At 46.2% G+C, this 20,387-nt stretch carries 20 protein-coding genes; 6 read left to right on the plus strand and 14 right to left on the minus strand.

Annotation, left to right across the window (positions count from 1 at the left end; all coding sequences use genetic code 11):
• Window positions 1-67 precede the first annotated feature (67 nt).
• From AC0WRU_RS19350 to AC0WRU_RS19370, 5 genes are read right to left on the minus strand one after another with little or no spacing between them, the layout of a single operon-like run.
• Window positions 68-1,198: a hypothetical protein gene (locus AC0WRU_RS19350; RefSeq protein WP_476125975.1), complete on the minus strand. Its 1,131-nt coding sequence runs from the start codon at window positions 1,196-1,198 to the stop codon at window positions 68-70.
• Window positions 1,191-1,436, minus strand: a complete 246-nt coding sequence (locus tag AC0WRU_RS19355) for an acyl carrier protein (protein ID WP_025682535.1) — start codon at window positions 1,434-1,436, stop codon at window positions 1,191-1,193. Before AC0WRU_RS19355 ends, AC0WRU_RS19350 begins: the two co-directional genes overlap by 8 nt.
• Before the next feature lie 17 nt (window positions 1,437-1,453).
• Window positions 1,454-2,830, minus strand: coding sequence for a preATP grasp domain-containing protein (locus AC0WRU_RS19360; protein ID WP_476125976.1), 1,377 nt, complete (start codon window positions 2,828-2,830; stop codon window positions 1,454-1,456).
• A 53-nt stretch (window positions 2,831-2,883) separates the two neighbouring features.
• Window positions 2,884-4,077: a radical SAM protein gene (locus tag AC0WRU_RS19365; protein WP_476125977.1), complete on the minus strand. Its 1,194-nt coding sequence runs from the start codon at window positions 4,075-4,077 to the stop codon at window positions 2,884-2,886.
• A 49-nt stretch (window positions 4,078-4,126) separates the two neighbouring features.
• The gene (locus tag AC0WRU_RS19370) at window positions 4,127-4,405 is read right to left on the minus strand and encodes a phosphopantetheine-binding protein (RefSeq protein ID WP_476125978.1); all 279 of its coding nucleotides are present in this window, start codon (window positions 4,403-4,405) and stop codon (window positions 4,127-4,129) included.
• Between the two features lie 559 nt (window positions 4,406-4,964).
• Between AC0WRU_RS19370 and AC0WRU_RS19375 the strand changes: the two genes are divergently transcribed.
• From AC0WRU_RS19375 to nagA, 3 genes are read left to right on the plus strand one after another with little or no spacing between them, the layout of a single operon-like run.
• Window positions 4,965-5,831: a MurR/RpiR family transcriptional regulator gene (locus AC0WRU_RS19375; RefSeq protein ID WP_476125979.1), complete on the plus strand. Its 867-nt coding sequence runs from the start codon at window positions 4,965-4,967 to the stop codon at window positions 5,829-5,831.
• A 2-nt stretch (window positions 5,832-5,833) separates the two neighbouring features.
• Window positions 5,834-6,562, plus strand: coding sequence for a glucosamine-6-phosphate deaminase (nagB, locus tag AC0WRU_RS19380; RefSeq protein ID WP_476125980.1), 729 nt, complete (start codon window positions 5,834-5,836; stop codon window positions 6,560-6,562).
• Window positions 6,559-7,779 (plus strand): N-acetylglucosamine-6-phosphate deacetylase, encoded by a 1,221-nt coding sequence (gene nagA / locus AC0WRU_RS19385; RefSeq protein WP_476125981.1) that lies wholly within the window; start codon window positions 6,559-6,561, stop codon window positions 7,777-7,779. Before nagB ends, nagA begins: the two co-directional genes overlap by 4 nt.
• A gap of 114 nt (window positions 7,780-7,893) precedes the next feature.
• On the opposite strand, the gene AC0WRU_RS19390 is transcribed toward nagA, so the two are convergent.
• Window positions 7,894-8,832, minus strand: a complete 939-nt coding sequence (locus AC0WRU_RS19390) for a YhcN/YlaJ family sporulation lipoprotein (protein ID WP_476125982.1) — start codon at window positions 8,830-8,832, stop codon at window positions 7,894-7,896.
• Window positions 8,833-9,026: 194 nt separating this feature from the next.
• Here AC0WRU_RS19390 and AC0WRU_RS19395 point away from each other — a divergent pair, with 194 nt between their 5' ends.
• On the plus strand, window positions 9,027-10,601 hold the full coding sequence (locus AC0WRU_RS19395; protein WP_476125983.1) for an esterase/lipase family protein: 1,575 nt from the start codon (window positions 9,027-9,029) through the stop codon (window positions 10,599-10,601).
• Between the two features lie 322 nt (window positions 10,602-10,923).
• On the opposite strand, the gene AC0WRU_RS19400 is transcribed toward AC0WRU_RS19395, so the two are convergent.
• Together AC0WRU_RS19400 and AC0WRU_RS19405 are read right to left on the minus strand one after the other, a co-directional pair.
• Window positions 10,924-12,348: a sucrose-specific PTS transporter subunit IIBC gene (locus AC0WRU_RS19400; RefSeq protein ID WP_476125984.1), complete on the minus strand. Its 1,425-nt coding sequence runs from the start codon at window positions 12,346-12,348 to the stop codon at window positions 10,924-10,926.
• A 1-nt stretch (window position 12,349) separates the two neighbouring features.
• On the minus strand, window positions 12,350-14,005 hold the full coding sequence (locus AC0WRU_RS19405) for a glycoside hydrolase family 13 protein (protein WP_476125985.1): 1,656 nt from the start codon (window positions 14,003-14,005) through the stop codon (window positions 12,350-12,352).
• Between the two features lie 114 nt (window positions 14,006-14,119).
• On the opposite strand from AC0WRU_RS19405, the gene AC0WRU_RS19410 reads away from it, so the two are divergent.
• A complete protein-coding gene (locus AC0WRU_RS19410) occupies window positions 14,120-14,989 on the plus strand; it encodes a helix-turn-helix domain-containing protein (RefSeq protein WP_476125986.1) in 870 nt (289 codons plus the stop codon).
• Between the two features lie 102 nt (window positions 14,990-15,091).
• Here the strand turns inward: AC0WRU_RS19410 and AC0WRU_RS19415 are convergent, their stop codons facing one another.
• Window positions 15,092-15,214, minus strand: a complete 123-nt coding sequence (locus AC0WRU_RS19415; protein WP_245233286.1) for a hypothetical protein — start codon at window positions 15,212-15,214, stop codon at window positions 15,092-15,094.
• 23 nt (window positions 15,215-15,237) lie between these two features.
• Window positions 15,238-15,600, minus strand: coding sequence for a sigma-70 family RNA polymerase sigma factor (locus AC0WRU_RS19420; RefSeq protein WP_452485274.1), 363 nt, complete (start codon window positions 15,598-15,600; stop codon window positions 15,238-15,240).
• A gap of 192 nt (window positions 15,601-15,792) precedes the next feature.
• Between AC0WRU_RS19420 and AC0WRU_RS19425 the strand changes: the two genes are divergently transcribed.
• The gene (locus tag AC0WRU_RS19425) at window positions 15,793-15,990 is read left to right on the plus strand and encodes a hypothetical protein (protein WP_476128682.1); all 198 of its coding nucleotides are present in this window, start codon (window positions 15,793-15,795) and stop codon (window positions 15,988-15,990) included.
• A gap of 74 nt (window positions 15,991-16,064) precedes the next feature.
• On the opposite strand, the gene AC0WRU_RS19430 is transcribed toward AC0WRU_RS19425, so the two are convergent.
• From AC0WRU_RS19430 to AC0WRU_RS19445, 4 genes are read right to left on the minus strand one after another with little or no spacing between them, the layout of a single operon-like run.
• Complete coding sequence (locus AC0WRU_RS19430; RefSeq protein ID WP_476125987.1) at window positions 16,065-17,006, minus strand: DUF4340 domain-containing protein; 942 nt, start codon at window positions 17,004-17,006, stop codon at window positions 16,065-16,067.
• The gene (locus tag AC0WRU_RS19435; protein ID WP_476125988.1) at window positions 17,003-18,394 is read right to left on the minus strand and encodes a GldG family protein; all 1,392 of its coding nucleotides are present in this window, start codon (window positions 18,392-18,394) and stop codon (window positions 17,003-17,005) included. Before AC0WRU_RS19435 ends, AC0WRU_RS19430 begins: the two co-directional genes overlap by 4 nt.
• 5 nt (window positions 18,395-18,399) lie before the next feature.
• Complete coding sequence (locus tag AC0WRU_RS19440) at window positions 18,400-19,122, minus strand: ABC transporter permease (protein ID WP_476125989.1); 723 nt, start codon at window positions 19,120-19,122, stop codon at window positions 18,400-18,402.
• Complete coding sequence (locus AC0WRU_RS19445) at window positions 19,119-20,264, minus strand: ABC transporter ATP-binding protein (protein WP_476125990.1); 1,146 nt, start codon at window positions 20,262-20,264, stop codon at window positions 19,119-19,121. The genes AC0WRU_RS19440 and AC0WRU_RS19445 overlap by 4 nt, the downstream gene beginning before the upstream one ends.
• Between the last annotated feature and the right edge of the window lie 123 nt (window positions 20,265-20,387).

Consider the following 20,387-nt stretch of genomic DNA (forward strand, 5'->3'; position numbering starts at 1 on the left):
CTTTCATCTGTCCGTGACACCTTGTTGAGTATTCCTGATACGATTTGCCTGATACGTTATGCCTGAGCTACTCGGCTGCTTGCTCGGCTAAAATCATCAATTTCTCCAGCATATGCCGCTGTTTGTCAATCAAGCTAAGAGCGCGTTCGGTAATGTCAGGCATCCGATGCTTGCGCAGTTGAAGACCTGTTTTGTAAATATGCAGATTGAGCTTATGCCACTCCGCATGCAATGATTGCGCCAATTCCACCACATGCTGCGCTCGCGGTCCCAATGTGGCTTCATGCACCATGCAATAATCCGCCGTGTAATCGGTCAGATGAAGGGCGCTGCCCAAACGCAGATTGTAATAGATTTCATGGCAGTACGTACGGAAGTCCGCATCCCCCATGTCTGTCAGCAGGCGGAAATCCTCTACAAAGGCCCGGTAGCCTTCATCTCCCCGCTTGACCTGTTTACCAACTGCGACATTTCCGGCTTTATTTCCCGGGTCATTGGACGAAGGTACACCTCTCCAGACCGCTTCATGTCCAGTTACATATTGACGAATATGGTATGCACACGCCGCATGCAGTTCGTCTGGCGAAAGGGGCGCGGGCTGTTCCACCAGCCAGGCATATTCAATAATGCCCTGCATCAGATCGTCGAGCCGGGCCGAACCGACGTAAGTCATGGCATGTCCCGAAGAATCCAGCAGGAAGCTGTCATTTACCTGTGCTGTTCGCTCCTGCAAGTCCAGTCCAGCCAGCTCAATGACATGTCCTCTTGGATAATTTTTCACATACACGTCGTGGTAGGTTAAAGCGGTACTCGATGTGTGCAGCATCGTACCGTAGCCTGATGTCAGCGCCCGCAGCAGGTCGGTTTCATCGCTTACACCAACAATCCACGGCTCCACCCGAATCACCGGACCGCCGCTGGCTGCCATTTCCTGAAGCTGCTCCGGATATTTCTCGGGACCGAAGCGCTTCAAATCTCCGCTATACTCCGCACACATACTGCCGCACAGCATGAACAATTCAGATTCCGCCATGTTCACGCCATACCGCCGCAGCGAGGTGCGCAGGGATGAATATACACAGTGCTTCCCCGGAGGAGCATCTATAATTTCTTCAGCAGTGCAGTCGACAACGGAGTCATGAGCATCCTCCATGCCGGATACCTGCACAGACCTGATCTCTGCCGCCCCCTTATGCATATTTGCCCAGCAGACGTTCGATGCCTTGAAGTGTAGAAAGATGCTCCAGCACCAGATCGTCGTCCTCCATCGTAATATCCAGCTCATTTTCCAGCTCTACAATCAATTCAACAGCGGATAGGGAATTCAGCCCCAAGGTTCTCAAATCCTGCTCCGGAGTCAACTGTTCCAGCTCTCCCGGAGCCAGCTTCAATACCTTTTCCAGCAAGGGTACTACATGGTACACATCTGTTTTCATCCTAAATTCCTCCCGATTTATGAGCTTCCCAATCCCGCAATGACACCTTCCAGCCTGTGCGCATAGGCTTCGGCTTCCTGCCAGCTGTCTGCCATAATAAGCGTGAAAATCCGATTCACATAGCCCCGTTTCACCGGAGTACCGGACAACGTACCTGCCGTATAAACAAACACCCCTTCGGGGCGTTCGGGCGTGTAGAGTAAGCCTTCCTCTGCGAGCAAGCCGCACAAGCGACTGTAGGTCAGCGATGTGGTGGTAATGTTGCGGTAGTAGCGGGATAGCGTTTTATGCTGCTCTCCCAAGACCGACGACAGGAACGAAATATAGGTAGACAAGGTAAATCTGCCGTTAATCTCGATCACCGGAACCAGCAATCCTCCTTCATCGACAAAACCGTCAATGGAAGCCATGCCCGTATAACCGATGGAATACAGATACGTTCCCAACTGGCAGGCACAGCGTCTCACTTCTTCCTCCAGCGCATCGCCAAGCTCAGCCGGAACGCGGGACCCGGTGTACACCGTGCCGTCCACATTTTGCCTTTTCAGTGAAAACATCGTCACCCCGCCGCCCTCGTCAATACAGAGCTGGTAGTTCAGATCCATCTGCTTGTTATGCCAGCGCTCCACCAGCCAGCCTCCAGAAGAAGGCGATGAGCCGCCAAAGCGTTTCATCACACTCAACAGCGTATCCAGCTTGGACAGCTCGTCCAGCATATACATACCTTGTCCCGATGCGCCATGCGGCTGCTTGATGATCAGCTTCACAGGCCCGTCCGACAAGTCGGCCAGTCTGCCACACTCCCTGCGGATCGCCGCTTCGTCTGCACATACAGCCCCCTCGCTGACGGCAAAACCAAGCTTTTGCGCAGTCAGGCGGCTGAATATTTTATCATTCACCCGGGCGCTGACTGAGGACGGAGCCCCGATCAGCTCCAGTCCACAGCGCTCCGCAATCGCTTCCTCCTGCGGGGTAACCGCATATGGAACAAGCCACGCTTTGGCTCCGTTACTACCGTGGCCTGCTTCCGCAACCACACGCAGCCGTGCCAAAAGTGCCTCGTCCGCCAGCACCAGCTCCGAAATCGGCGTTAACGGATCAGAAGGCTCCGGCACCTCAATACGCGGCAGGCTAAAGCCTAACCGCTGAAGCATGTTCAGAAAAGCCTGATCCGGCTGTTCCCGCAGTACGATCACATCCTGACTTCGACACAACAGAAGATTCATTTCCTCCATCCGGTTTACAACCTGTTGTTCATCACGGTCTACCATGCCCCCCTTACGGGGGGATGGATGCCACACTTGCTCTGCGCCGATATTAAACAGCCAAATCAGGACCCCATGATCCCGTTCATGAGCAAGCGCTTCCACAAGGTTAACGGTTTTGGTCGTCACGTCCTGTCATCATCCCTCTCTTCCATCCAGTCACAAACAACATCCATAGAAAACTAAATATATTTCAGAGAGCCTGTCCCGTGTAGATACAACACGCTGCATTTGGAGCACACCGGCGTCAAGCCTTCATGATTAATCTTTTGACGAGTTTTCTCATATGCATCCGAATTCCATATCTCCTTCAGGCTGTGGTCACGCAAGCTTCCAATCGTAAATTCACTGAAAAATTTACAAGGCATGACCTTTCCATCCGGCAAAATATCCGTTCTGGAAGTGAGTGCCAAGCAATGATTGGAGCAACGGCTGACCATTTCCTCACCATGTATAAATTTGTCGATTTCCTCATAGTCCAGACCAGGCTGATAGCGCACGCGAATGTTCCACACCCGCTCATTAATCCGCTGTAGCTCCCGCATGAGAGGGTCGATATTATCCGGGTTGATTTTATATTTGAAAGCATGCCAGCTACTAATATTTTTTTCCTCCAATTGTCGGAGCCAAGAGAAGTTACGTGTAAAATATTCATCCATTTTGAGGGAGGTTTCTTTGGAAATGTACCAGGGGAACGTCAACAGCACCAGATCCAGCCTCTTGTCCTCCAGCATTTGCAGAAATTCGTACATCCGTCCGATCATGTTATCGTTAATGACGGCATGGACGGTCACCCGTCCCTTGTACAATCCCTGGTCACGCAGTTCAATCAGCTTATCCATCTGCCGCATCGTTTTTTGAAAGGTGCCTTTACCGCGAATCAGATCATGTTCTCTTTCAAAGCCTTCAATCGCTATTAACAGCTCCAGATTTTCAGATAAATCCAAAATCCGGTCCAAATATTTATCAATGAGTAGTCCATTGGTACAAAAGGTCATTTCGCGCCGATCTTCGGCCAGCACGTCCAAAATTTCGTCAAAACGCCGATGAAACATCGGCTCTCCACCCCACATATACAGCCGGGACTTGGCCTCCTTCGTCTCGCTCAAAATTTGCCGAAGCATATCCGGGGCAAGATCCATGTTTTGCTCTTCTTTATCCATTTGATGATGATAGCCTTCCTCGTTCCATTCAAAGCAGTGCGTACATCTCAGGTTGCAGCGGTTGGTCAGCTTAATGCCGATCGTCTGGGGCATGTCCGTTTTGAAGGTAGGGTCCTGTGTTGCGTTACGGTAAGATACAGAAGCGTTTTTCAGGTTGCGCTTAATGAGCTTGAACGCTTTCTCATCAATCAGCACATTGCTTTTGGGCTGCATGCTAACACCTCGTTTAATGGATTTTCAGGCACATGTACCAAGCTGTACGTCAGACTGTCTCCATTCCCTCCGGGTGCGGCGCTTTTTCCGCATCGCTGATCCCCTGAATGTAGCTGCAAAACGCATCTACCGAGCTCAAATGCTCCAGCTCAAAGGAATCAAAATCAATTTCCACGTCAAACGCATCCTCCACTTGCAGCATGAAATGAACCAGCTGTAACGAATCCAGTCCTGCATCATGAATAATGTCCGAATGTCCATCCAGCTTACCGACCAGCTCAGGATCTTCCTTGACCGTGCTGATCATTTCAATCACTTGGCTTTGCATAGCAAACTCCTCCTTGTGAATGATCCTATTCGTTCCGCCCGACAATGCCATCTGCAAAGCTCCTTGGAAAATTCCTACATTGGAACTTTATTCAATTATACTCCTCCATTGAAGAGACAAGTCAATAGGTTGTTTTGTAAATATATCTCGCAATATGTAAATTAATGTATGATGATTTCGACAATTTTAGCTACCTTATTTATTCATTTTTATTCATTATTTTATATAATCCAAACTTAAAAGTTACCTCTGGTGCCACTACGCAGTCGGATGGTGCTTCCCATCGCCACCGCCCCCGGATTTCTTGAATAAAGCCTTTCTACAGGGTAGAAATCCGGGGACAGAAGCGACCGCTTCGCTTGTACAGCACCATTCCGCCTACTCCGTTTTGATGTTCATTTTTCGAGTTCGACTTATATAGCTCACATCTTGCTTCCAACTGCTTGCATGTGAGACAGGATTATTTTACAATAATAATGAAAATACTTTTCTTTATATCGTTTATTTTTACGATAATTATTTTCACCCGGAATATTCTATAGCCAAAGGAGCGCTGCTCATGTCCCCAATTCTTCATACCTTAACCCACAGACTGGAGCAGCTTCCCGTGCAAGAGCGCAAGCTGGCGGAATCCATTCTGCAAGCTCCGGGAGACGTGCTGTATCTGGGGATTCGGGAGCTGTCGGAGCGTTGTGGCGTGAGTCCGGCGACCGTTACGCGGTTTTGCAAATCACTGCATTTTAAAGGCTATCCCGATTTCAAAATGAAGCTGGCCGCCGAGCTGCCCCGTTCGAACAGTGACGGTGAAGCCTCCTATCAGGACATCGTCGCCGGAAATTCGCTCTCTCGTATCGTGGAAGCTATTGAGGCGAATCATACCGCATCCATTGCGGATACGACCCGATTGCTGGATTTCGGCAAGCTGGAGCAGGCGATTGCATGGCTGTCCGCCACAAGCCGCATTGATCTGTACGGCATGGCGACCTCCTCGATTGTGGCGCAGGATTTTTATCAGAAGCTCATTCGAATTGGCAAAAATAGTACCGCCTTCGCGGACTCGCATATGCAGATTACCTCTGCCTCCTCGCTCGGGCCGGGAGATGTCGCCTTTGCCGTCTCCTATTCAGGGGAAACACAGGAAACCATCGCGGCTCTGCGCTGCGCACAGGAACAGGGGGCCAGAACATTGTCCCTGACCTCCTTCGGCAATAACACGCTGGCAGGTATTGCGGATATTGCGCTATTTTCCTCCTCGCTGGAAGAAGGGATGCGGCGTGGAGATATGGCGTCCCGCATTGCCCAGCTTCATATCATAGATATCCTGTTTACAGGTATGGTAAGCGCGGATTTTGACAAATATATCCCGAGATTGGAAGGTTCGTATCAACAAGTAAGCAAGCTCAAAAAACAACCAGGGGGCCACTGAAGATGAACATACGTATTTTGAACAGCCGTGAAGACCTGAATGCTACCGCTGCCGCTGTGATCACCAGCTTACTGCTGAACAAGCCGCAGGCCATGCTTGGGCTCGCTACCGGAAGTACACCTATCGGCATTTACCGTCATCTTGCAGAAATGTACCGTAAGGGACAGGTGAGCTTTGCACGAGCCTACTCCGTGAATCTCGATGAATACGTTGGTCTTCCCCCGGAACATCCGCAGAGCTACCGCAGCTTTATGAATGAGCACTTGTTTCAGCATATCGACATTCCTCTTGCCCATACACGCGTACCTGACGGTAATGCGGCCGATCTGGCAGCAGAATGTGCGGCCCACGAGCAGGCAATTCTGGATCACGGACCCGTGGATCTCCAATTGCTCGGCATTGGTCACAACGGCCATATCGGCTTTAATGAACCCGGGCACAGCCTGACGGGAATCACACATGTGGTAGATTTGGAAGAGGGAACGCGCGCAGCGAATGCCCGATTTTTTGGCAATATAGATGCTGTACCCAAGCAAGCAGTCACGATGGGGGTTGGCACGATTTTGAAGGCAAAGCAAATTGTACTGGTCGCTTTTGGCGCGGATAAGGCAGACATTGTAAAGCAAGCTTTCACCGGACCTGTAACCACAGAATGCCCGGCTTCCCTGCTGCAATGTCATCCCAACGTGCTGATTTTACTGGATCAGGAAGCGGGAGGCTGGTTAAATTGAACTCGGATGAAACGAATGGTGGTCTAACCCAACTGCTGTATGGACAAGTCGTTATTGAGGATCACATGATTGAAAAAGGGGTTGTCGCCATTAAGGGACAATCCATCGTATATGCTGGTGCAGAGGATGATTTGCCTGCTGATCTTATTGCAGCAGTAGTGGAAAATCAGGATGATGGTGCAGCGGTGGGGGCAAGCATCGTGCGATTGGAAGACGGCTACCTGCTGCCAGGCTTTATTGATATTCATGTTCACGGCGGTAACGGCGAGGACTTTATGGACGCCGATCCGCAGGTACTGGATACGATTACCTCTTTTCACAGCTCCCAAGGAACGACCGCAATGCTGGCTACTACGATGACCGCACCCAAGGATCGAATCGACCGGGTGCTAAGTGAGGTTCACGCCTACATGGCACAGCCTATGCCCTATGCACAACTGGAGGGCGTACATTTGGAAGGGCCGTTCATTAGCCCGAACTGGCCGGGAGCACAAAACCCGGAGCACATTCAACCGCCGAATCTGGCCTGGGCGAAGGAATGGGAGCAGCGCTATCCGGGCCTTGTCCGCCAGTTGACGCTTGCGCCCGAACGGGAAGGCGCACTGGAGCTGATTGCATGGCTGCGCAACCATGACATTACTGCGGCTCTCGGGCATACGGATGCCACGTATGAAGAAGTGGAACGCGCAGCGGCGGCGGGCCTGAACCATGCGGTGCATACGTTCAATGCCATGACTCCGCTGCATCACCGCAAGCCGGGAGCCGCCGGAGCTGTGCTAGCTGATCCGCGCATTGAAGCGGAAGTTATTGCGGACGGTATCCACGTGCATCCCGCTGCTGTCTCCCTGCTCGCCAAGCTGAAACAGGAGCACAATCTCATTCTGATTACCGATGCGATGTCTGCCACCGGGCTGGAGGACGGACATTACACACTCGGCGATTTACCAGTAATCGTGCAGGGCGGCGTGGCACGGCTGGAGGATGGCGTCACTCTGGCAGGAAGCACGCTAACAATGATTGAAGGCTTCCGATACCTGGTTCGTCATGTGGGTCTGACTATTCCCGAGGCATCACAAGCAGCCAGCCTGAATCCGGCTAAGTCCCTGAACATTGCGCATCGGACAGGTTCGCTTGAAGCAGGTAAACAAGCAGACATCCTCTTACTGGATGCAGACTTAAAGCTGCAAGGCGTGTGGATCAAAGGAGTGCGAAGATAATTCAGTATTATGAATTCAGTATTATGATTACCTCTAAACCAAAAAGCTATCCCCCGGCGGTCATCCGCCGAGATGGATAGCTCTTTTTTTGGCATTACACACATATGTGGTGAATTAGCGATGATTCAGAGGTGCAGGGGTATGATTTTGTGGACGAGTTGGTGCCGTTGTTGATCCTTCTGTTGGACGGTTTGTATCTGCCGCAGAGGTCGGGAATACACGTTCAATCACATCCACCATTTCATTGCTCAAGCCTCTGATCGGACGACCATTTTGCACACTGCGCGAAAAGTCAGTGGTATGCTTTACAAAATCGGGGTTCGCCGATACATACACCTGTTCAATCGAAGGTGCAAATTGCTTAACTTTGTTAGCAATACGGCTCTTGACTTCATCACTTGGTTCGTATGCAGTTCTTGCTCCTTCGATTGTGGTATTAGTGTTATCTGTACGATTGTTGTCCGTCAAGCCACGCAACATACCGTACGAGCCTGTACCCATCGTACCGAACAAACCATCATCACGACGCGCAGGTGTTCCATTCCCGGTAACACCATTGTCAGTCATTCCCGGCGTTGTAGTATCTGTAGTACGGTTCCCTCTAGTACCATTAACACCATTCACACTCGGTACATTCCTGTTACGCTCAGTACCGTTGACGCTCGGAGTACCGACACCTTTTCCGTTTCCTTGATCATTCAAGGAAACCGCTACATAGGCATTACGTTCACCAACCAGTACCGTCGCTGATTTTACATCTGGCAGCTCAGATATGCGATTGGATAGAGAACGATCTACACGCAGATTACCGACACGGTTTCCACTTTCGTTAGCATTTTCGTTAGCATTTTCATTCGGCCGCATTCCGTCCATACCATTGGACTTGACCCCGAAACGGTTCACACCATCCATCTGTGTGTTCTGTGCATTGTAACGGGTATTGTTCGTGCGGACGTTACGATTATCTGCTTCCCCACATCCAGTCAAAGCAGCCATGCTGGCGAGTAAAGCAGCAGAAATCGTAAAACTGATGACCTTCTTAGTTACTGGCATGAACTCATCCTCCATACATATAAAATGTGTGACGTGAATAGGATGCGCTATGATTCTCAGGGCTATGCTGACTAAAAAATGACTAAAAAATAAAATTTTAATGTAAATATGAAATACAATTGATGATTTACCACAAGATGGCATGTATAATAAGGTTGAAAAATACTTTATTTTACAAAAGGAGGATTTCAAGTTTGAAAAAGATCACCGTTTTGATGCTCATTTTTTTGTTATCCGTTACTCTTGTCCCCGTCGGCGCTTTTGCAGGCTCCACTACACCCCACCCCCCGAAAGATCCTGGAGGAAGCTGGGCAGAAGGCCCACCACCTGATCGCGTTGACCCTGCCAAGCCCGCACTATTATTTGTACATGGTTTGAACAGCAGCGCGGAAGTCTGGAAGAATAATAACGACATGCTTCAGCGCGCACGTGACGCCGGATACCAGACGGCCACCGTTAATCTGTACGATGCAAATGGCACATCACAGGATATGTGGGACAATGGAAAGCTTCTAGCCGACAAAATTAAGGTCATTAGTAATCACTTTGGAAAAAAACTCATCATCATTGCCCACAGCAAAGGTGGAGTGGATACTCAAACCGCTCTTGTATATAACGGAGCCGCTCCCTATGTACAACGTGTGATTACCCTAAGCAGTCCCCATCATGGCTCACAACTTGCAGATCTCGCATACAGTAGCTGGGCCGGGTGGCTGGCAGATATTATTGGCTCACAAAATCCCGGCACCTCTACTTTACAAACCTCTTATATGAAGTATTACCGATCCAAGACCGATGCACTCAGCAACGCAACTACAATCCCATTCTTCACGTTTGCTGGTGATAACTGGTCTGACGGCAGCGCTTCCTACATACTGGGCGGACTTTACCTCTCATCCTTTGGCAAGAATGATGGACTAGTCACAGTCGACAATGCCAAGCTTCCCGGTGGACGTGTAGTTAAAGTCGGACCCTGGGATCATGCCAAAGTTCGTACCGGATCTTACGTCTTCTCCCTGATCCAACCTTACCTCCAAGCGAATACTCCAGCATTGAATCACGAATCTGAGGCACTTTCAGCATCTTCCTTGACTGCCTCTGCATTACAATCCACCTATAGCGATATCGACAATTCCTACTTTATCCGAGGCGGCGACTATAACGGTAAAGCCTCAGAAACCCTTACCGTTGAAAATGGGGTTCAATCCATTAATCTGGACTGGATCAGCGATAAACGTGTGAGTAAACTCGAGCTGACCAAGCCGGACGGTACTAGCGAAATTGTTAGTCTTAAAGCAGGTTATGATGACGAAATTTTTGCTGGTGCATGGCATCATAGTGCAGTTATTACAAATCCAAAACCTGGAATCTATAAACTGAATGCCACAATTGCCGGCAAAGGAGCTTATCTCCTGATTGCCCGCTATCAAGCAGCTCAGGTTCCTGAGATGAAATATCATCTGAATGCTGTAGGTCCGAAGCTGAATCTGGAGCCACAGGATTCCCCTGACAGCGTTACGCAAGTCACCTATCAGGTGCAATATTACGGTGATCCGCAGCAAGGAGTTACTTCTGCAACCAAGGGTCTTACGATACAGCAAAAAACCGTTAATCCCACCGGACAAATCGAGCTGTCCAAAGCGGACAAGCCCGGTATCTATTCCGTAACCTATGAGATTAACGGCACCACGGAGGCAGGATATCCGTATCGCCGCACAGCTGTTCAATCCATTTATATTGATGCTGACGGAAATAAGTATGTTGATTAATTAGTTTTTCCATTTGTGGATGGATGTATAAGTACGAAAGGGGCTGTCCCAAAAGTCAATTTTCGATTTTGTCAGCTCCATTTTATCTTGAATTTGGTTGCAAATAAGGACCTCATCTCCCACTTGACTGTGGAATTTGAGGTCCTTTTGGCCCCTTTTCCGATCAAATTTTTATTAATAATCCCACTTCATAGTATTGAAAAAAGTTTTTCCTCCTGGTGCAAAAAATCTCTACAGCCTTCCTCCATTGTAATAAGAAAAGCCATTCGGATCGTTTAATAACCACGTAGTTGGCTGTATATATGCGCTGTAACTGTTAAAATTAGAAGCTCTTATTTAATTTTTTTGAATTTGACATCACTAAAGTCATTAAAAAACCTGCAACAAATGAAATCGTTACAGCAATCAAAAAGTTAATAACATTACCAGCTTCAATACTTACAAATCCAATAATTCCTGCAGGTCCAGGGGCCACATTTAATATATGTTTAAATGCCGCATAAGTACATCCACATGCCGAACCTACCATTGCAGCATAGAACGGAAATTTCATTTTCAAGTTCACACCAAACATTGCAGGCTCTGTAATTCCTAACAGTGCAGATATTCCCGAAGACACCGCCACGCTTTTCATTTTCTTATCTTTGGTAAGAAACATAGCAGCAAAAGTTGCTCCGCTTTGTGCGACATTGTTGCAGGATACGAGTGCAAGTAAGAAAGACCCTCCTCCAGCAATGAGTTGAATATCAATAGGAAGAAGGCTGTGATGCATTCCTGTCAATGTCAAAGGAGCTATAATAAATCCAAAAATACCACCACCAAAGAATCCGAGTACATCATATAGCCAGACCATGCCGTCTGCTAAAAGATTCCCTGCTGCTCTCATTATTCCACCGACAATTGTAAATGTAAGAAAACTTGTGAGGAAAACAGTTAGTAATGGTGTTAGTAAATTATCAAGTACAGATGGAATAATTTTTCTTAATTTTTTCTCAATCCACGACAGAATAAATGATGCCGCTAATACAGGAAAAACAGTGCCTTGATATCCGACTTTTTCAATAGTCAATCCAAAAATATGCCACACAGGGACTTTGTTATTGAGAATTGCATCACCATAGCCATATGCGTTGAGGAGATCAGGATGCACCATGATCATTCCCATTACGGCCCCTAGATAAGGATTCCCACCAAATTTTTTGGTCGCTGAAAACCCTATTAAAATGGGTAAAAATACGAATGCAGCGTTAGCAAATATATTAATCATGTTGGAAAAATCAGTAATATTCGGGTATACATCCATTAAAGACTTGCCTGTAAAAAACAGTCCTTTAGAGGTCAATACATTATTGATCCCCATAAGCAAGCCCGCCGCTACAAGAGCAGGAATAATCGGAACAAAAATATCAGACAATAGCTTCACAAGTTTTTGAAGCGGATTCATTTTATGATCTGCTTCTTTTTTAAGTTCTTCTTTGGTAGACTCCTTAATATCTGCATATTTAATAAATGAGTTATAAACTTCGTTTACTGTACCTGCACCTAAAATAATCTGATACTGACCTGAATTGCTAAATTGTCCTTTCACAAGTTCAATTTCTGAAAGTTCTTCCGTTTTCGCAATAGACTCATCCTTTAGCACTAAACGAAGACGAGTTGCACAGTGAGCCGCGCTTATGATGTTGTCCGGTCCTCCAATAACATCTAAAACCTGCTTAGCTGTCTTATCTATTTTATTATTGCTCATTTCATTTAGCCTCTCCTTCGATGATCTCGTATATCATTGCTTCATAAGGTCGTAGTTGAAGGTTTTGTACATTTAAGCTGGAATCATCATAATTACTAATTAAAATTTGCACCTTGTCTTTGCTGCTTACTGGAAATTTGAAACTTCTTTCCTGATCGTAAAAATTACATACAATTAAAAGCTTTTTATCCTCAAAAATTCGTTCATACGCATAAATGCTTTCATCTTCCGGATCAAGGAGACAATACGTACCATATATCAGGTTTTCATTGTTTTTTCTGATATGAATCAGCTTCTGATAGTAATAAAAAACAGAATCCGAATCTTTGATAGCGCTTTCTACGTTAATCTGAGTATAATTTGAATTCAATTTCATCCAAGGAGACCCGGTAGTAAATCCTGCATTTTTATCCGCAGACCATTGCATTGGGGTTCTTGCATTATCTCTTGCTTTCATATAAAAAGCCTTCATAATTTCCTCTTTTTTAAATCCAGCTTCTATTCTCTCCCTATAAATATTTTGTGTTTCAATATCTAAATAATCTTCAACAGAATCGAATGTAGCATTTGTCATACCGATTTCTTCCCCTTGGTAAATATAGGGTGTTCCTTTCATACCATGTAATAATGTGGCTAACATTTTTGCAGATTGGACTCTGTACTCACGGTCATTTCCCCATCTTGACACAATTCGAGGCAAATCGTGATTATTCCAAAACAAGCTGTTCCAGCCTTCCTTATCAAGCGCATACTGCCATTTACTCAAAACCTGCTTTAATTCTCTTAAATCGAGCTTTTTCAAGTCCCATCGTTGTTTACCTTTCATTTTGTCCAATTGCATATGTTCGAATTGAAATATCATACTTAATTCATTACGCTTGGGATCAGAGTATAGTTTGCCGTTTGCCGTTGTAGCCCCCCATGTCTCCCCAACCGTTAGCAAATCTTTACCTCCGAAAGTAAATTTGTTCATTTCCTGCAAATACTCATGTAATTTTGGGCCATTTTCCTTTATAAGTTTGTCAGGTTCCTTGCCGATCAAGTCAATAACATCCATCCGAAACCCACCGATACCTTTATTTATCCAAAAATTCATCATATTCCATATACTTTGTCGCATCTGTTTATTTCCCCAATTTAAATCTGGCTGTTCTTTGCTATAAAAGTGTAAATAATATTGGTTAGTATGTTCATCAAATTCCCATGCCGAGCCGCCAAAATTAGATTTAAGTTCATTTGGCTCACGGCCATCAACCGGATCGCGCCAAATATAATAATCCCGATACGGATTATTTTTGGATTTTTTAGCCTCCTGAAACCATTTATGCTGATCTGAAGTATGATTTACAACTAAATCTATAATAATTCTCATTTCTCGTTTCTGGCTTTCAAGTAACAGTTTATCCATATCTTCCATGGTTCCAAATTCAGGTAAAATGGAATAATAATCACTAATATCATAGCCATTATCCACATTAGGAGATTGATAGACAGGGCTTAACCAGATTACATCAGCACCTAAATCCTTTATATAATCTATTTTTTGAATAATTCCTTTGATATCACCAATCCCATCACCATTAGTATCATAAAAACTGCGCGGATAAACCTGGTAAATCACACTTTTATGCCACCATTTTCTTTGTTTATCTAACATCTATTGCTCCCCTTTTGTATTCTGAAATCGTATTCAGTATAATCAAATCAATAGCTTACTTCTTGCACATTTCCGAATTTTAATAACACTATTCTCATTTTGAGGGGATTTATTATGGTAAAATTATCGTTAAAAGAAAACTCTATTCATGGTACACCGCTTTTTCCGTTACATGTGTATAGTAAATTTAGAAGAACCGAATATTATGTAGGATTTCATTGGCATGAAGAATTGGAATTTATTTATGTCGAGGATGGAATCATGGAAGTCACCGTTAACTCAGAGACTGTAAAGATAACTAAAGGAAATTTTATTTTTATTAACTCCGGGGATCTGCATCAAGTGACTGGAACAGGATCTTCTATTCATCACGCTATTGTATTTCTACCGCAATTGTTAAACTTTGAGTATCCTGATACATGTCAAAATACCATATTAAAACCTTTAATAAGCGGGCAGTTACAATTTCCTTCCATCACAGATTTGGACGATGAGGTGAAAGAATATATAACGGATCGTTTAATGAATATTATCTCTTTAAAAAACATGGAAGATGCCCTCTCATCGTTAAACATTAAAATTAACCTTTTTCAAATTATTGAAGTTCTACTGAGACAGCAGCTCTTTTTAAGAAAACAAACCGACATCAACGGGAAACAAGAAAAAATTAAAAAAGTCATTACCTATATTGAAAACAATTATGATCGCAAAATATCACTTGAAGAATTGGCCTCCATTTTAAACATGAATAAAAATTATTTTTCCAAATATTTCCAAACTACAATCGGCAAAACACCCGTTACCTATATTAATGTATTCCGATGCGAAAAAGCTGCCGCACTGCTAAAAAACAAAGATCTAAAAATATTAGATATTGCCTTAATGGTTGGATTCGAAAACTTCAGCTATTTTATACGAAAATTTAAGGAGTACAAACGCCATTCACCCGCAAATTATAGAAAATTGTTTTATCATTCTGAATAATATTCTCCATAAGAATCATCCTTGTTGAGGATTATTTTTATTATAGAAATATTTAACATTAATTTCATTAAAAAGAATAACCCTCGTGTAAAATAATGATTTTCATTGCCGTAATTCTTCTATAAAATCAGTCACAATACTTTGAACGGCATCCTCACGGGACATGCGGATATACCGGCTGGTTTTCTGAATATCTTCCTTGAACAAATGAAGTATCCTGCTCATAGCTTCCTGATCTCCGCCTCGTGCTAATTGGAGCAGTTTGATGAACTCAGCATCTGAGATAATTGATTCAGCATTTTCTTTTTCCATTTATTCACCGCCTGTTGGGATAGCTTCAGCTCTCTTGCAATCTGTGCTTCGGTTTTGTCTAGTATGTAAAGGTCAAAGATGATGGCTTTTCCGATCTCAGATGGTAGAGAGTTAATGAGCTGTAGAGTGTACATTTTAGAGTTTGCAGAGTCTGTAAAAGATGGAGTAGCGACGGCTTCGTTCTTTTCCATGACAAATTCATGATTGGTTTGTACCCGGGCACGATACTGAATTCTCCATGCAATGCGGTACAGCTTTTTACGATATTGTTCAACCAATGTTAGCTGAGATTTATTCATCATAAACCACCCTTTCTCTTTGGATTTGGCTTTTCGAAATCCTCATATTATAGGGTAATTTGAGAACACATTTTACAACCAAAAAAAGAACACTTGTTCTTATTTATTATACTATTTTTTGATCCGGTTGTATACGGTTCTTTTTATTTACCTTCCTTTATATATGGCTAAAAAGGAGGGAAACCATTGCAGATGGATGATGCTCTTTCTATGATAACCAACGTAGGCTTTCCGGCAGGTCTTTGCTTTATTTTGTTGCGGCACATCCTGCACACCATGGAAGAAAAACTGGATAAGCTGGATATCTCGCTCCATGAGCTGATTGAGGTCATTAAGGAATTAAACGATGGGAACCGTCGCTCTTCCAAAAGCGGCAAGCCTGACGAATAACGAACACAAAAAAGCTCCAATCGACGATGATCCGCCGATGGAGCCTCTTTGCCGTGCATTATTATTTCTAACGTTTATTTTCCAGTTTGAGCCTGGTCATGTCCAGCTTGTTCAATACGCTTCACGTCTGATGCCGACAGCCCATACGCCCAGTTGCTTTGCGGTGGCACAACCCATACAGTATCCGGGTCACCGTTTACCGTCCAGCCCTGATACACCAGCTGTGGATTGTCCTGCTTGCCCAGCGATACGCTCAGCGTAAAGCGGTGAACAGGTTTGTTCAGCTCGGATGCTTTGCGCAAGGACTGACTACTCGCCAGATTTTTGATTTGCTGCGATAAGGAAGTCCCCACATCACTGGTTACTGACTTTCCATTCAGCGTCCAAGCTGTGGAAGAGCTTTCCCCCGTTCCTCCGTCACCGGAAGACTTGAGCATCCAGGAGGCTGACTGACCTTCCCACTCCAGTCCGCTCAGCTTGTCATCATCCCAGTCGAACGGCGTTGTATCGGTAAAATCGGCTGTACCCAGAAGCAACCCGGAAAGGGTATCCAAAGGTATGGAAGCCACTTCTTTTTTATCTGACAGCACATAGACAGCATCTCCGGAAGGCAATGTTTCGCCAAAAGCAAAGGTATGCTCGCTTCCATCCTTGGTCTTGATCTGTATTTGGTTATTGGTGGCGCTGATTCCGTATTTGGCTACGTCTTTTGGAGAAGATTCCACCACCTCACCGAGCTTCACGTTTTGAATAGCGGCTAACCAATTATCAATCGTATAGCCGTTTAACGGATAAGACTGAGGCTTGCTCATGCTCCATTTGCCATCATGTTGTGTAAGTTCGACCGACTTGCCTTCCTTCCCTGTTATAGCAAAAGACGTAATATTCCCCTGCGTAAGCTGAACCAGTTGGCGAGCTGCGGGAGCTTGTTCACGAAAAAAGTTTTGGCTCTTGGCATAGACTATACCCGCTCCCAATACAACTAACAGCAGCACTGTGGGTATCCATTTTCTCATGCTCTTCTTCGCCTCCACCATAATAAGATTCCGGCTGCCGCGAACAACAACGGCAATCCGATCACGGATAGGGTCAATATCGTCTTCGCTTGCGCAGGAGTCAAATAAACCACCTTATAATCCTGCTCCTGACGAGGACGAATGGTAAGCCCGTCAGATTGTTCCTGTACATAATTCAGACTGTTCAGGACAAAATCCCGATTGCCTCCCGTGCTGATCTCGGTGTCGCTCAGAAGGGCCGACGTTCCGAGAATAATTGCTTTAGGCTTGCCGTCCTTGCCATCTACCGCGTAACCCAGATCAAGCGGCCCCTGCGGGTCCTTGTCATCCTTCTGTGTTTCGTTGTTTAGCAGCCCTTGAATATTCGTTTCGCCATAGCTGGCAGCAGAAGATTTGAGCAAGGCCGTAGTCTTCCAATTCTTCTGCTCTCCCGCTTGCAAAGCAATAGACAGCGAAAGCACCGGATACAGATTGGACGCAGCCAGCTTATCCGTAATCGCATGACTGCCAAAGGTAGGCACTGTAAACAGAGGTCCAAGCGTATTCGTCTGCTCCTGGTCCACCACGATCGCATGTGTATCCTTTACACCGTAATCAGCCGCCAGTGCGTCAAGATTTTTCCAGTCCGATTGCATGTTCGGATGAAAGCCCAACGCCAGAAAAAGCTTTCCACCACCACTCAAGTAGATGCGAATGCTTTTCAGCTCCGTCGCGCTGATATCCCGTTGCGGCCCAACAATAGCCAGCACTGATGCATCTTTAGGCACGCTACCCGCCTGATTGAGCTGCACTTCTTCTGTTTTTACATTATCCTGCGCCAATGAGTTGCTCAATCCGGTCATTTGGGACAAAGGGATCTCCTCATGTCCGGTTAGGAAAACAGCTTTTCCCTGGCGGGTAGACGATAGCCCCAGCAGTCCGCTGGTCAGCTTTTCTTCCCCGGTAAACTGGTATGCCCCCTCGCTACTTCCCTGTGCCTGTGAAAACAGACTACCTATATCAATAACACGTTTCTTCTCACCCTGAACCAGAACGATGGATGCTTCGGTGACACCGTATTCCTTGGCCAACAGCGGCTCCTGATTCAGATCATATTGCTCGACCTTGAGCTTGCTGTTACGCTTGGCGTATTCCCTCAGCATATCCGTAACGTCCCGGTTCAGCTTTTGATTTTGAGAAGTCGATACGGTAAAAGCAATCAGACGCACGTCTCCCTTCACTCCCTGAATGGCCGTTAATGTCTGATCAGACAACGTATACTGTTTGCCTGCCGTCAAATCCAGCTGAAAGCCTCCCAGCGAACGCAGAAACAACGTCAGCAAAATAAAAATACCTACAGCAGCAACCGACAATACCACACTGTTTGTATGACCCAGCCATTTTTTCATGTTCATCACCTCCACCGTTTCCGTTCGACCACCTGAATGCTGAATAACAAAAAGAGCACCGCCACCGTCACGTAATACAGCACATCGGCTCCGTTCAGCAAACCTTTGGTGAAGCTGTCAAACCGTGCGGTTAGAGAAAAAGGCTCCAGCCATTGCTGCAATGCCGCAGACGCGCCTGTTTGTCCACCAAACGAATCCAGCATCCAAAACACGAGCAAAATAATAAAGCTGACGACCGCAGACATCATCTGATGCTGCGAAAGCGTCGAAGCGAACAGACCAATGGCCATCATGGCTGCACCCAGCATAAACAGACCGATTGCGGATGTAAATACGAGTGTCCAGTCCAGCGATCCGTAAAAGGACATCACGACCGGATACGCCAGGCTGCACAGCACCAAAATCAGCAGCATGCCCAGCGACGCCAGAAATTTACCTACAATCATTTCCGTCACACTCACAGGCGAGGTAAGCAACAGCTCATCCGTACCCTGCCTGAATTCCTCCGCAACCAGCCTCATCGTGAGCAGTGGGACGACGAACACCAGCATGGACAGCGTATCACCAAGTACCAGCCGATAATCCAGGATGCTTGGCTGATACATGACAAAATTCGTGTAAAATAGCAACCCGGTCAGCAGCATGTACACCGCAAGCGCAAAATACGTTGTCGGCGTCCATAGATAGGCTTGCAGCTCCTTTTGACAGACCGCGAACAAGCGCCTCATGGCCGTTCACCTCCTGTGCTCTTGTCTTGCCCGGCTTTGTTGTTGCCGGACGCAGCTTCTTGGCTGTCCTCAGCAACACCTGCGGAAATTTCATTTTCCGTCGAATGCTCGACTTGTTCCACTACATTCACTTGATCGGCCTGACCTGCTTTTGATTCGCGAGTCGTTAACTGCTGGAATATATTTTCCAAGCTGAGGCTCTCTTTTTTCAACTCCAAAATCGGAAGCTTCGCACCAGACAGCACATAAAAAAGCTCCTCGCGGAAATCCTCACTGGAAGCGCCTGTCAGTAAGCATCCGGTCAAATCTTCCTCAGTTGCAGTCTGCTTCGTGTCAGCTTGAGATATACCAGATGTTAATAGCTCCACCTCTACTTTCCCCCAAGCGCGAAGAACGTTCAGCACCTGCTCACGGCTGCCTTTGACCTCCACTTTTACCTTAAATCCGTCTTCCATCGAACCGCCGAGCGCCTCAGGCCGTCCATCCAGCACCAACTCACCCTCATGGATGATAAGAACCCGATTACACAAGGCGTCCACCTCGGGTAAAATATGTGTGCTGAGCAGCACCGTATGATTTTCTCCAATCTCCTGAATGAGCTGGCGAATTTCGAGAATCTGATTCGGGTCCAAACCTGAGGTCGGCTCATCCAGCACCAGCAAATCCGGGTTATGAATAATCGCTCCCGCCAGCCCCAAACGCTGCTTATACCCTTTGGAAAGACTCCGTACCAGTTGCTTTTCACGCCCGTTCAGCCCAAGCCGGGAAATCATCTCGGAAATGCGCAGCTTTTGTTCTCTCGCAGGCACATCTCGAATGCTTGCCACAAATTTTAAATAGGATCGAACGGACATATCTCCATACAGAGGGGGCGTTTCCGGCAAATAACCGATTTTGGAACGAGCCTGTCTGCCCTGATCCTGAATCGGGATGCCACCAATCGTAATCACTCCCTCATTCGGCTGGAGATACCCTGTAATCATACGCATCGTCGTCGTTTTGCCCGCACCATTCGGCCCCAGAAACCCGACAATCTCGCCACGCTGCATTTCAAAATCCAGCTTATGTACGCCCCGGTTGCCCTCATACCACTTGCTCACCTGCTGCACCTTGAGCACACGCTTCACCCTTTCTTTTATCATATTGCAAAATCATAGTCTTTCACTGTAACTACCCATTCGTCCCAACATCTCTATTCCCTTTTCCCATATCAAAAATGATGCATTATATAAGCTGAACTTAAAAGTTACATGTAGCGCCACTAC

The organism is Paenibacillus sp. 1-8 (assembly GCF_056316205.1).